The organism is Mycobacterium angelicum (assembly GCF_002086155.1).
Lineage (GTDB): Bacteria > Actinomycetota > Actinomycetes > Mycobacteriales > Mycobacteriaceae > Mycobacterium > Mycobacterium angelicum.
Map to the genome: position 1 here is coordinate 1 of NZ_MVHE01000053.1, position 12,766 is coordinate 12,766.

General features: G+C 67.1%; 12 protein-coding genes. 10 read left to right on the forward strand and 2 right to left on the reverse strand.

Going from position 1 to position 12,766, the window contains the following annotated elements; all coding sequences use genetic code 11:
* Window positions 1-100: 100 nt before the first annotated feature.
* Window positions 101-1,522 (reverse strand): chloride channel protein, encoded by a 1,422-nt coding sequence (locus tag BST12_RS22245; RefSeq protein ID WP_139801840.1) that lies wholly within the window; start codon window positions 1,520-1,522, stop codon window positions 101-103.
* Window positions 1,523-1,610: 88 nt separating this feature from the next.
* On the opposite strand from BST12_RS22245, the gene BST12_RS22250 reads away from it, so the two are divergent.
* The 10 genes from BST12_RS22250 to BST12_RS22295 all read left to right on the forward strand — a co-directional run bounded on the left by BST12_RS22250 (window position 1,611) and on the right by BST12_RS22295 (window position 12,030).
* Window positions 1,611-2,573 (forward strand): pirin family protein, encoded by a 963-nt coding sequence (locus BST12_RS22250; RefSeq protein WP_083115430.1) that lies wholly within the window; start codon window positions 1,611-1,613, stop codon window positions 2,571-2,573.
* A gap of 2 nt (window positions 2,574-2,575) precedes the next feature.
* A complete protein-coding gene (locus tag BST12_RS22255) occupies window positions 2,576-3,205 on the forward strand; it encodes a TetR/AcrR family transcriptional regulator (RefSeq protein WP_083115431.1) in 630 nt (209 codons plus the stop codon).
* Window positions 3,206-3,371: 166 nt separating this feature from the next.
* Window positions 3,372-4,304, forward strand: a complete 933-nt coding sequence (locus tag BST12_RS22260) for a class I SAM-dependent methyltransferase (protein WP_139801845.1) — start codon at window positions 3,372-3,374, stop codon at window positions 4,302-4,304.
* 59 nt (window positions 4,305-4,363) lie between these two features.
* Window positions 4,364-5,260, forward strand: coding sequence for an SAM-dependent methyltransferase (locus tag BST12_RS22265; RefSeq protein ID WP_211281337.1), 897 nt, complete (start codon window positions 4,364-4,366; stop codon window positions 5,258-5,260).
* Window positions 5,261-5,316: 56 nt separating this feature from the next.
* Window positions 5,317-6,081 carry a maleate cis-trans isomerase family protein gene (locus BST12_RS22270; protein WP_083115458.1) on the forward strand — a complete coding sequence of 255 codons (765 nt, stop codon included), beginning with the start codon at window positions 5,317-5,319 and terminating at the stop codon, window positions 6,079-6,081.
* Between the two features lie 14 nt (window positions 6,082-6,095).
* Window positions 6,096-7,313 carry an MFS transporter gene (locus tag BST12_RS22275; protein WP_245850488.1) on the forward strand — a complete coding sequence of 406 codons (1,218 nt, stop codon included), beginning with the start codon at window positions 6,096-6,098 and terminating at the stop codon, window positions 7,311-7,313.
* Between the two features lie 87 nt (window positions 7,314-7,400).
* Complete coding sequence (locus BST12_RS22280; protein WP_245850489.1) at window positions 7,401-8,621, forward strand: MFS transporter; 1,221 nt, start codon at window positions 7,401-7,403, stop codon at window positions 8,619-8,621.
* 86 nt (window positions 8,622-8,707) lie between these two features.
* The gene (locus tag BST12_RS22285) at window positions 8,708-10,141 is read left to right on the forward strand and encodes an aldehyde dehydrogenase family protein (RefSeq protein ID WP_083115434.1); all 1,434 of its coding nucleotides are present in this window, start codon (window positions 8,708-8,710) and stop codon (window positions 10,139-10,141) included.
* Window positions 10,142-10,196: 55 nt separating this feature from the next.
* Window positions 10,197-11,057: an SDR family NAD(P)-dependent oxidoreductase gene (locus BST12_RS22290; RefSeq protein WP_083115435.1), complete on the forward strand. Its 861-nt coding sequence runs from the start codon at window positions 10,197-10,199 to the stop codon at window positions 11,055-11,057.
* A 4-nt stretch (window positions 11,058-11,061) separates the two neighbouring features.
* Window positions 11,062-12,030 carry an NADPH:quinone oxidoreductase family protein gene (locus tag BST12_RS22295; protein ID WP_083115436.1) on the forward strand — a complete coding sequence of 323 codons (969 nt, stop codon included), beginning with the start codon at window positions 11,062-11,064 and terminating at the stop codon, window positions 12,028-12,030.
* A gap of 70 nt (window positions 12,031-12,100) precedes the next feature.
* On the opposite strand, the gene BST12_RS34330 is transcribed toward BST12_RS22295, so the two are convergent.
* Entirely contained in the window at window positions 12,101-12,661 is a 561-nt protein-coding gene (locus BST12_RS34330; RefSeq protein ID WP_139801841.1) for a PE family protein, read from the reverse strand.
* Window positions 12,662-12,766 lie beyond the last annotated feature (105 nt).

Sequence of the window (12,766 nt, forward strand, 5' to 3'; positions counted from 1 at the left end):
TGCCCTGCTAACCTCACCAGACCATCAGCCGTTGCGACGATGACTGGAACCCGCCCCGGAAGAAACTGCTCAGAATTCGACTGGAAGCAACAGCGACTTACTAGTCGCCCGCGTTGCGGGCACGTTCGGCCGCAGCGGTCTCCCGGTTGAGCCGCTGCGCTTCGTAGATGGTGACGTTGGTGCGCGACATGAGCAGCGACGCGATCCCGACGGCGAGGATGGCCCCGGGCACCACCGAGAATGAGCCGGTCATCTCCGCGACCATGATCATGATCGCCAGCGGCGCCCGCGCCACGCTGCCGAAGCACGCCATCATGCCGACCACGACGAAGATCCCCGGCGCGTCGGGTACCCCGGGCAGCCCGGTCAGCTCACCGAGGCGCCAGATCGCGGCGCCGACGAACGCGCCGATGACGATGCCCGGCCCGAACAGCCCGCCGGATCCGCCGGTGCCGATCGACAGCGAGGTGGCGATGATCTTGGCGATCGGCAGCACGATGATGATCCACAGCGGAATCGCCATCAGCGAGCCGCGGTCGGCGGCCAGCTGCGCCCAGCCGTAGCCGCTGCTCAGTACCTGCGGGATCAGCAGTCCCAACAGTCCGACCAGGAGCCCGCCGACGGCCGGCTTGAGAACCGGCCCGCCGGGCAGCCGGCGGGTCAGCGCCACCGATGTGTGGAAGATTCGGGCATACAGGTAGCCGACGGCCGCGGCGATCAAACCGAGGACCACGAACCACAGCAGCGGCCAGGCCCGTTCGAAGCGGTACTCGGCGTCGATGTAGCCGAATAGCGGGTCGAATCCCAGGAACGAGCCGAGCACGGCGTAGGCCGTCCCGGAGGTGATGAAGCCCGGCAGCAGGCTGCGGTAGTCGAAGTCGTCGCGGTAGGTGATCGACGCGGCCAGTACCGCCCCGCCCAGCGGCGCGGCGAAGATGGCGCCGATGCCCGCGCCGATACCCAGGGCCACCGCGATCCGGCCGTCCTCGTCGGACAGGCCGAGCCGTCGGGTCAACAGCGAGCAGAAGCCGGCCGAGATCTGCGCCGTCGGCCCCTCGCGGCCGCCGGAGCCGCCCGAGCCGATCGTCAGCGCGCTGGCCACCATCTTCACCAGTACCGCCCGGCTGCGAATGGCACGCGGATCGCTGTGCACCGCTTCGATGGCTTCGTCGGTGCCGTGGCCGGTGGCCTCCGGGGCGAGCTTGGCGACGATGAACGCCGACAGCAGCGCCCCGCCCGTCGTCACCAGCGGGATCGCCCACGGCCGGACGAAGCCCGCCGACCCGTGGCTACCGCCCTCGCCGACGGGTCGCGGGATGTGATAACCCGCCAGATAACCGAGCAGGAACTCGCCGGTGTATTTCAGCGCGAGGTAGAAGACGACGGCTCCCAAGCCGGCAATGACGCCGATGGTGATGCCCAGTAGAAACCATTTGCGCAGGTAGCCCGCGTTTCGGATCGATGCGCCGAACCGTCCGCCTGCGGATTCGGGTGGCGCTTCGCGCGGCTCCGGTTCGTCCACCACGCCATCCTAAGGCAACCGGGAATAACCGGACTGCGGTCCGGTTATATCGATAGCTTGTCGATATTTCTCAAACTAGGAGGTAGATATGCCTGCCGTTACCGCAGACACCCTGACATTGCCGCGGGTCGGTCCGCCGGGTCCCGCCGACACCGAACGCCCGGTCCGGTCGATCACAACCGGCTCGCGCGGCTACGAAGGCCTGGGCTTTCCGGTGGTCCGCGCGTTCGCCGGGGTCGGCGCCGCCGCGCTGGATCCATTCGTGCACATGGACCAGATGGGCGAGGTGGAGTATCAGCCCGGCGAGCCCAGGGGCACCGATTGGCACCCGCACCGTGGCTTCGAAACCGTCACCTACATGATCGACGGGAAGTTCGCGCACCAGGATTCTTACGGTGGCGGCGGCCTGATCGGCGACGGCGCGACGCAGTGGATGACTGCAGGATCGGGCATTCTACATATCGAGACGCCTCCTGTCGAGATGGTAAACAGCGGGGGTGTATTTCATGGCATCCAGTTGTGGGTGAACCTGCCGAGGAAAGACAAATTCGCTCCGCCGCGGTATCAGGCCATCGAAGGCGGCGACGTCGGGCTGCTCGCATCCGAGGACGGCGGGGCGCTGATCCGCATCATCGCCGGTGAGATCGACGGCCATCGCGGGCCGGGCGTCACCTACACGCCGATCACGCTGGCTCACGCCACGCTGGAAAAGGCTGCGCGCCTTGATATTCCGTGGCGCCGGGACTTCAACGCGCTGGTGTACGTGCTGTCCGGGCAGGGGTCGGTGGGGCCGGCCGCGCATCCGATTCGGCAGGGGCAGCTGGCCGTATTGGGGCACGGCGACCGGATCGCCCTGGCCGCATCCGGCTCGACCCTCGATGTGTTGCTCCTCGGTGGGCGGCCGATTCGGGAGCCGGTCTTCCATTACGGACCCTTTGTGATGAACACGCGGGCCGAGGTCATCGAGGCGCTCGAGGACTATCAAACTGGGAAGTTCCGTAGCATCCCGCCGAACGCGTTAATGCCGAACCGTGGCGGTGGCACACTTTAAAAATGCAGGTAACGGCCAGTCGTGGCCCAGGTCGTCCTCCGGCGGCAAAGGCGGACGAAACTCGCAGGCGCATCGTGCGCGCCGCCCGCCAGGTTTTCAGCGAACGCGGCTACGACGGCGCGACCTTTCAGGCGATCGCGATCCGCGCCGATCTGACCCGGCCGGCAATCAACCACTACTTCCCCAGCAAGCGGGTGCTGTACCGCGAGGTGGTGGACCAGACCAACGAACTCGTCGTCGCAGCGGGCATCGAACGGGCCCGCCGCGAGACCTCGCTGTTGGCGCGGATCTCCACATTCATGGCCGTGGCACTGGAGGCCGACGCCAAGAATCCGTCCACGGCGGCTTTCCTGGCTACCGCCGTGCTGGAGTCCCAGCGGCACCCAGAACTCAACCGGGTCGACAACGACGCCGTCAGCCTCAGCCGTCAGTTTCTGACGTGGGCGGTCCAGGATGCGATCGAGCGCGGCGAGCTGGTGGCCGGCACCGACGCGGCTTCGATGGCCGAGACACTGCTGGTCGTGTTGTGCGGTGTGGGTTTCTATGCCGGCTTTGTCGGCAGCTATCAGGAGATGGAAGCCCTCACCGAGTCATTGGCGCGGCTGTTGTCCGGTACCGCCTGGCGCACGTAGACCCGAGCCTTCGAGTGACCTGGCACACAAAGCGTATAGATTGCCTAACTTATTAGATACGATCGTGGTGCCATGACTGATCTCTGGCCGTTCCGAACTCTGCTGAGACTGCGACTCTGCGGTACCTCGCAGAAACCTACCGAGAGCGGGAGCCGCAATGAGCACAATGCGCACCCATGACGACACCTGGGACATCAGGACCAGCGTCGGCGCCACCGCGGTGATGGTGGCCGCCGCCCGCGCCGTGGAGACTGAGCAGGCCGAACCGCTGATCCGCGATCCGTACGCCAAGCTGCTGGTGACCAACGCCAAGGCCGGCGTCATCTGGGAGGCGATGCTCGACGAAGACGTGGTGGCGAAGGTCGAGGCCCTCGACGCCGGAACGGCCGCCACCGTCCAGCACATGCGCAGCTACCAGGCGGTGCGAACGAATTTCTTCGACACCTACTTCGCCGGCGCCGTCGCCGCCGGAATCCGGCAGATCGTGATCCTGGCGTCCGGACTGGATTCCCGGGCCTACCGGCTGGACTGGCCGGCCGGCACCACGGTGTATGAGATCGACCAACCCCAGGTGCTCGCGTTCAAGTCCGAGACGCTGGCCGAAAACGGGGTGACGCCGGCCGCCGAACGTCGCGAGGTGGCGATCGATCTGCGTCAGGACTGGTCGGCGGCGTTGCGTGCGGCTGGCTTCGACCCGACGGCGCGGACCGCCTGGCTGGCCGAGGGTCTGTTGATGTACCTGCCTGCCGAGGCGCAGGACCGGCTGTTCACCCAGATGGGCGAGCTGAGCCCGGCGGGCAGCCGGATCGCGGCCGAAACTGCCGGCAATCACTCCGACGAGCGGCGCGAACAGATGCGCGAGCGGTTCAAGAAGGTCTCCGAGACGCTCGGCCTCGAGCAGACCATCGACGTGGCAGAGCTGATCTACCGCGACGAGGATCGCGCCGCACTCGCCGACTGGCTCAACAGCCACGGGTGGCGGGCGACCGCGCAGAACGCCGTCGACGAGATGCGCCGAGTGGGCCGCTGGGTGGAGGGCGTTCCGATGGCCGACGACAGGCAGGCGTTTTCCGACTTTGTGACCGCGGAGCGGTTGTAGTGGCCCGCACCGCGGACGATTCCTGGGACATCGCGACCAGTGTCGGGGCGACCGCGGTAATGGTCGCGCTGGCGCGTGCCGCCGAGACCGCCAGCGACGATCCGCTCATCCGAGACGAATTCGCCGAGCCGCTGGTTTCCACCCCGGAGCTGGCCAAGGTGCGCGATCAGGTTGCCGCTTGGTGGGCGCCCGAGCCGGACGATGGCTCAGCAGGCACACCCGACTCAGAAGACTCAGAAGACGACTTCAGCGTCGATGCCCAGCAGATGATCGACTACCAGGCCGTGCGGACGCATTTCTTCGACGCGTACTTCGCCGGCGCGGTGGCCGCGGGCATCCGGCAGGTCGTCCTGTTGGCCGCCGGCCTGGACTCGCGCGCCTACCGGCTGGCGTGGCCGGCCGGCACCACCGTCTACGAGATCGACCTGCCCAAGGTGCTCGAGTACAAGGAACAGACTCTTGCCGGCCACAACGCCACCCCGGTCGCCGACCGCCGGCCGGTACCCGTCGACCTGCGCCACGACTGGCCTAAGGCGTTGCGCGACAAGGGTTTCGACGCGACCCAGCCGACGGCCTGGCTGGCCGAAGGACTGCTGCCGTTTCTTCCCGCGGCGGCGCAGGAAGCGATGTTCGCCGCCATCGACTCGCTGAGCGGGCCGGGCAGTCGAGTGGCCGTGGAGATGTTCGGCGTCGACGAAGACAAGCGGCAAGAGGCCGAAGAGAAGTGGGCCCGCCTGCGCGAACGGCGGGCGGCCCGCGGCGAAGACACCTCGTTCAACCCGTTCGAGCTGTGGTTTGACGACGAGGGCCGCCCCGAACCCGCCGACTGGTTCACCGCGCGCGGCTGGTCTGCGCAGACGGTGAGCTCGCACGACGAAGCCGCCCGACTGGGCCGGCCGCCGCAATCGACGGAACGTCCGTTCGCGAATAGGTTTGTCACCGCAACCAAGGGCTGACGCAACCGTAAAATTTGGGTAGTGACGTAGCTCACATCTGCGGCGAAGATATGCCCATGCATCTTCTTTCCAGCCGTCGCGTCGGCCTGCTGGTGCCCAGTTCCAACACCACCATGGAAGCCGAAGTGCCCGAGGTGTTGCGGCGTACGGGTGCCAGTTCGGGTGCGCAGTTCACCTTCCACGCTTCCCGGATGCGGATGAAAACCGTTGCCGCGAACGAACTTAAGTCGATGAACGCTGATGCCGAGCGCGCCACCACCGAACTGGCCGACGCCGGCGTCGACGTGATGGCCTATGCCTGCTTGGTAGCCATCATGTCCCTGGGCGCGGGCGCGCACTGCGAAATCGAGTCCCGGCTGACCGCCACCGCGACCGCGGCCGCAGCAGGGGATCGAATCGACGTGGTATCCAGCGCGGGCGCCCTGATCGAGGCCCTGCACCACCTCGGGGTCAGCAGGACGGCCATCGTCACCCCATACGTCAAGCACCTCACCGGGCTGGTCGTCGACTACATCGACGCCGCCGGCGTGCACGTGCACGACGCGATCAGCCTGGAGGTAGACGACAACCTGGCGGTGGGACGGCTCGATCCACGGCAGCTACCGGAAATCGCCGGGCGGCTGGACACGCGAGGCGTGGACGCCGTGGTGCTGTCCGCATGTGTGCAGATGCCCTCGCTCTCGGCGATCCCGGAGGTCGAGCGGGCGCTTGGGGTGCCGGTGATCACCGCCGCGACCGCTACCTCCTGGAAGATCCTGCGGACGCTCGGGCTTCCTGCGATCGCGGCGGGCTCAGGGGCGTTGTTCAGGGCGGCCGCCTGATGCGGCCGGCCGCCATGACCGCTCCGGCCGTGAATGTCGGACCGCCGCGGGGCATGCTGGCGTTGCTCACGGCGGCATCCTTCCTGGTATTCGTGCAGATCTTCGTGGTTGCGCCGATCCTGCCCGCGCTCGCCCACGAATTCGCCACCACGTCGACTGTGGTCGGCCTTGCCGTGCCGGCCTTTCTGCTGCCGTACGGAGTGATGGTGCTGGTGTGGGGGACTTTCTCGGACCGGTGGGGCCGCCGTCCGGTAATCCTTTGCTGCATGGTGCTTTTCGCCATCCTGACGGCCGTCACGCCCCTGGTGGAGGATGCGGCGGGATTCATCGGTGTTCGACTCGCCGCCGGGGTGGGATCCAGCGGAGTGGTGCCCATCGGCTTGGCGCTGATCGGCGACCTGGTGCCCTATCAGCGGCGCGGACGCGCGCTGGGGTGGATGTTCGGCGGCATGGCCGGCGGTATGGCCTTCGGCGCCGCCGGCGGGGCGCTGGGCGAACCGGTGCTGGGCTGGGAGGGTCTGTTCGGCGTGGTCAGCGTCGTCGCAGTGGTGCTGTTCGTCGCCGCCCTGCGGCTGATCCCCGGGGCCACCGGTCCGCGCACTTCGCTACCGGCGCGCCAGCTGGTGGCCGGATACGTGAGCCTGCTGCGCAACTCGCGAGCGCGCCGCACCTACCTGTATGTGCTGATCAATGCCGTACTGCACGCTGGGATCTACACGTGGTTGGGCGTGTACCTGTACCGGCACTTCCACCTCGACGAAACGCAGATCGGACTGGTCCTGCTCGGCTACGGCATCCCCGGGCTGCTGCTCGGCCCCGTCATCGGACACTGGGCCGACCGCCATGGCCGGGCCCTGATCATCCCGCCCGGTTTGGTCATGGCGGCGGCCTGCGCGGCGCTGCTGGCCCTCGAGCCTCCGCTGGCGGTCGTGCAGGTGGCGATCATCGCCCTCTCCCTGGGCTATGACATGACTCAGCCGCCGCTGGCCGGCATCGTCACCGACCTGCCGGGCAACCGCGGACAAGCAATCGGCCTCAACGCCTGCACCCTGTTTGTCGGAATGGGGCTGGGCAGTCTCGCGTTTCGCGCCGTGCTGCTTCCGGCGGGCTTTGCCGCAGCGTTTTGGGTATTCGCGGGCGTGGCCCTCCTGTTCGGCCTCGCCGCGGTGCGGCTGTTCCGCGCTGAACGTCCCGCGCTCAAAGTGACTGTTATAGGACACGTGTTTGGTTAACATGAGGTTTCTGCTGGTCAAAAGGCAGGTGCAACCGTGGCTGGAAGTGCCGGATTCAGGAATGCGGTCAAGGCTGTGCTGCCCAGGGTGACATCCGGCTCGAGCGCCGACAATCCCCCGTGGCCGGCGACCGTCGCACTCGCGACGGCCATCGCCTTCGTGCTTTTCGCCCAGATCTTCATGGTCGCGCCGATCCTGCCCACCTTGGCCCGGGACTTCTCCACTTCGGCAGGGATCGTCGGCCTCGGCGTCCCGGCGTTTCTGGTGCCCTACGGCGCAATGGTGCTGCTGTGGGGGACGCTCTCGGACCGGCTGGGCCGCCGCCCGGTAATCCTGGTCTCGCTGGCGATCTTCGTCGCCATGGTCGCGGCAACTCCGTTGGCCGGCAATGCGGCGGAATTCATCGCGCTGCGGCTGGGCACCGGCGTCGGGGCAGGTGGCGTGGTGCCCATCAGCGTTGCGCTGGTCGGAGACGTAGTGCCGTATGAGCGCCGAGGGCGTGTCCTGGGTTGGCTGTTCGGCGGGATGGCCGGCGGTACGGCGCTGGGTGCCGCCGGCGGCGCGCTGGGTGAGCCGTTGCTGGGCTGGCGGGGCCTCTTCGTGGTGGTGACCGTGATCGCGTGGGTGCTGTTCGCACTGAGCCTGTGGTTGATCCCGGATACCGCGGCGACGCACGTGGCCCAACCGATTCGTCAGACCCTCTCCGAGTTCGCCGAACTCCTGCGGGTTCCGCGGGCGCGCCGGACCTACGGCTTCGTGCTGATCAACGCGATGCTGCACGCCGGCATCTACAGCTGGCTCGGTGTGTACCTGCAGCAGTGGGCGCACCTGGACGGGACGCAGATCGGGCTGGTGCTGCTGGGCTACGGCATTCCGGGACTGCTGCTGGGCCCCGCCATCGGACACCTGGCCGATCACTACGGCCGCGCCCGGATCATTCCGCTCGGGCTGGCCCTGGCCGGATGTTGCACGGCGGTGTTTGCGGCCGAGCCCGCGTTGGGGTTGGTTCAGGCCGCCGTGGTCGCCCTGTCCCTGGGCTACGACATGACCCAGCCGCCCCTGGTCGGCATCGTCACCGATCTGCCCGGCAACCGCGGGCAAGCCATCGGGCTCAATTCCTGCATGCTGTGGGCCGGCATGGGAATCGGCAGCCTCGCCTTCCAAGCGATTCTGCTGCCCTTCGGTTTCCGCGCGGCGTTCGCCGTTTTCGCTGCGGTGGCCTTGTTGAGCGCCATAGCCGCCATACCGGTGTTCCGCACCGAACGGCCGGCTTTGCCAACGCGTCCTACTGCTGCGTCAGCCGGGTGATTAGGATCGCGGTTATCGCCCGTTGAACGACCGCGCGGAATTAGTCGCCGTTGTCTCGGGACAGATTCGGGACAGGAAGGACAACGATGACCACCGAATCCCCGCCCAAAGTCGCGCCCGCTGCCGGCGCCCCGCAATCGACCGACGTCGCCGGGACGGTTGCCCGGCTGCGCAATACCTTCGCCAGCGGGCGCACCCGCAGCATCGAGTGGCGCAAGCAGCAACTGCTCCAGCTGGCGAAGCTGGTGGAGGAAAACGAGGCCGCGATCGCCAAAGCGCTGGCCGAAGACCTCGACCGCAACGCGGTCGAGGCGTTCATCGCCGACATCGCGACCACCGCCGGCGAGGCGAAGTATGCGGCCAAGAAGCTGCGCAAGTGGACCCGCCGCAAGTACCTGCTGCTCGAGATGCCGCAGCTGCCCGGGCGCGGCTGGATCGAGTACGAGCCCTACGGCACCGTGCTGATCATCGGCGCCTGGAATTACCCGTTCTATCTGACCCTGGGCCCGGCGGTCGGCGCGATTGCCGCCGGAAACGCCGTCGTCCTCAAGCCCTCGGAAATCGCCGCGTCTTCGTCTCGGCTGATGGCCGAACTGGTGCCGCGCTACCTCGACAACGACGCCATCGCAGTAATCGAGGGTGACGGCTCGGTGAGCCAGGAGCTGATCGCTCAGGGCCTGGACCGCGTCATGTTCACCGGCGGAACCGAGATCGGCCGAAAGGTGTACGAAGGCGCGGCGCCGCACCTGACTCCGTGCACGTTGGAGCTGGGCGGCAAGAGCCCGGTCATCGTGGCGGCCGACGCCGACGTCGATGTCGCGGCCAAGCGGATCGCCTGGATCAAGCTGCTCAACGGCGGCCAAACCTGCGTCGCGCCCGACTATGTGCTGGCCGATGCGACCATCCGCGACGAACTCGTCAGCAAGATCGGTGCGGCCCTGACCACGTTCCGGTCGCAGGATGACCCGAAGGGGCTGCGCATCGTCAACCAGCGCCAGTTCGACCGGTTGAGCGGCTACATATCCGCCGCTAAAGACGACGGCACGGCAAACGTCGCGGTGGGCGGCGGGTGCGACGCATCCACGCTGCGCATCCAGCCGACCGTGGTCGTCGACCCCGATCCCGACGGGCCGCTGATGACCAACGAGATCTTCGGCCCGATCCTGCCGGTGCTCACCGTCAAGTCCCTGGATGACGCGATCGGCTTCGTCAACGCGCGGCCAAAGCCGCTGTCGGCTTACCTGTTCACCAAGGCGCGTGCCACCCGCGAGCGGGTCATCAGGGAGGTGACCGCCGGCGGCATGCTGGTCAACCACCTGGCCTTCCAGGTGTCGACGGCCAAGCTGCCGTTCGGCGGCGTCGGCGCCTCGGGGATGGGTGCCTACCACGGCAAATACGGCTTCGACGAGTTCAGCCACCGCAAGTCGGTGCTGACCAAACCCACCCGTCCCGACTTCTCCAAGATGATCTACCCGCCCTACACCGAGCGGGCGTTCAAGATGGCTCGCCGGCTGTTCTGACCCGTTCCAAATCCCATAACGGCCAAGACTTTTCATAACTGCAGAGAGGAAACTGATGCCCGGAGTGCAGGATCGCGTCGTCGTTGTGACCGGAGCCGGCGGGGGACTGGGCCGCGAATACGCGCTCACCCTCGCCCGCGAAGGCGCCAGCGTCATCGTCAACGACCTCGGTGGAGCCCGTGACGGTACCGGCGCCGGCCACAACATGGCCGACCACGTCGTCGCCGAGATCCGCGACGCGGGTGGTCGCGCAGCTGCCAACTACGACAACGTCGCCACCGAGGACGGCGCGGCGAACATCATCAAGACCGCGCTCGACGAGTTCGGCGCCGTGCACGGTGTGGTGAGCAACGCCGGGATCCTGCGCGACGGCACCTTCCACAAGATGACATCGGAGAACTGGGACGCGGTGCTCAAGGTGCACCTGTACGGCGGGTACAACGTCATCCGCGCGGCGTGGCCGCACTTCCGCGAGCAGAGCTACGGCCGGGTCGTGGTCGCCACCTCCACCAGTGGGCTGTTCGGCAATTTCGGCCAAACCAATTACGGCGCAGCCAAACTCGGTCTGGTCGGCCTGATCAACACGCTGGCGCTGGAGGGGGCCAAGTACAACATCCATGCCAACGCGATCGCTCCGGTCGCGGCCACCCGGATGACCGAGGACATCCTGCCGCCCGAGGTACTGGAAAAGCTGACGCCGGAGTTCGTGGCGCCGATCGTCGCCTACCTGTGCACCGAGGAATCCGACGACAACGCGTCGGTGTTCGTCGTCGGTGGCGGCAAGGTGCAGCGCGTCGCGCTGTTCCAGAACGACGGGGTCAGCTTCGACAAGCCGCCGTCGGTGGCCGACGTCGCCGAGCAGTGGTCGCAGATCGCTGATCTGTCCGGCGCGCAAAAAGCTGGATTCAAGTTGTAACTAGATGAAAGCCTGTGTCGTACAAGAGCTTTCCGGCCCGTCCGGCATAGTCTATACGGATATCGATGACGTGTTCGATGACGGTGAAAACATCGTCATCGATGTTCGCGCCGCCGGCGTGTGCTATCCGGACCTGCTGCTGAGCAAGGGCGAGTATCAGCTGAAGTTGCCACCGCCCTTCGTGCCCGGCATGGAAACCGCCGGCGTTGTTCTATCAGCACCCGAGGAGTCGGGTTTCCGTGTGGGCGAACGTGTTTCGGCGTTCGGGGTGCTCGGCTGCTACGCCGAACTGGTGGCCGTGCCGGTGGCCAACGTGGTGCGCACCCCGGTGGAGCTCGACGATGCCGAAGCGGTGTCGCTGCTGGTCAACTACAACACCATGTACTTCGCCCTGACCCGGCGCGCCGCCATGCGACCGGGTGACACGGTGCTGGTGCTGGGCGCTTCCGGCGGAGTGGGGACCGCCGCCGTGCAACTCGCCCGCGCGATGGGCGCCAGCCAGGTCTTGGCGGTGGTGCACCGGGAGAGCGCCATCGACTACGTCGCCTCGCTCGGCGCCGACGTGGTGCTGCCGCTGAGCGACGCCTGGGCCGAGCAGGTGCTCGAGCACACCTACGGCAAAGGCGTGGATATCGTGGTCGATCCCATCGGTGGCCCGACATTCGACGACGCGCTGCGCGTGCTGGCCATCGACGGCAAGCTGTTGGTCATCGGCTTCGCGGCCGGCAGCATCCCCACGCTGCAGGTCAACCGCCTGCTGCTGCGCAATATCAGCGTGGTGGGTGTGGCGTGGGGCGAGTACCTCAACAAGGTCCCCGGCTCGGCCGACCTGTTCTCCTGGGGCCTGAACCAACTGGTGTGTCTCGGGCTGAGACCGCCTCCGCCGCAGCGTTACCCGTTGTCCGAAGCCAGGGCCGCATTGCAGGCCCTGGACGACGGCGGGGTGCTGGGCAAACTCGTCCTGGAACCCTGATCCTCAGTCGCGCCGGCGATCTCGCCGACGGCATTGAGTAGCACGTTGAGTTCGAAACCGCCTGCGAGCGTTAGCAATGCGGTGTCAGGCCGAATGGCGTTGCCGCGTCGGCATTTCCGAGCGAATAGCCATAGTGCGGGTCGCCGTAACCCAGGTTGATGAGGCACGTCAGATCCGGTTGGATCAGGTCGGCCAGCGGATTGCCGAGTACCGGCAGGGCGTCTTGTCGAGTATCTGGACCCCCGTCGGCACCGACTGGTTGAGCGGCAGGTCCTTGATCTGGGTCACGCCGGCTACTGCCCTGCATGATCAATGCGACAAACGGATCCGCCAGCAGGGCCGGTCCCGCATTGGTGGCCTCGGCCACGGCGTACGCGTTGCCCGCGCCGGTCAGCGCCCGGACGAATTCGTCGTGAAGCAGCGATGCCTGGCTGACGACCGCTTGATACTCCTGGGCGTACGAGCCGAACAGCGTCGCGGCGGCCGCGGAGACCTCGTCCTGGGCCGCCGCCACCAGGCCGGTCGTCGGACCCGCCGCGGCCGCGCTGGCCGACGCCATAGCCGAACGAATCTGCGCCAGACCCGCTGCGGCATCCGCGATCATCTGCGGTTGCGTCGTTACGGATGACATCCGAGCAGTTCCCTTCACCCAGGGTTTTCCGTCGTATACCGACGATGCTGTGATACCGATGACCCGGCGAGCCCGACCATCGCGGGGCCCGGTATGGCTACGCCT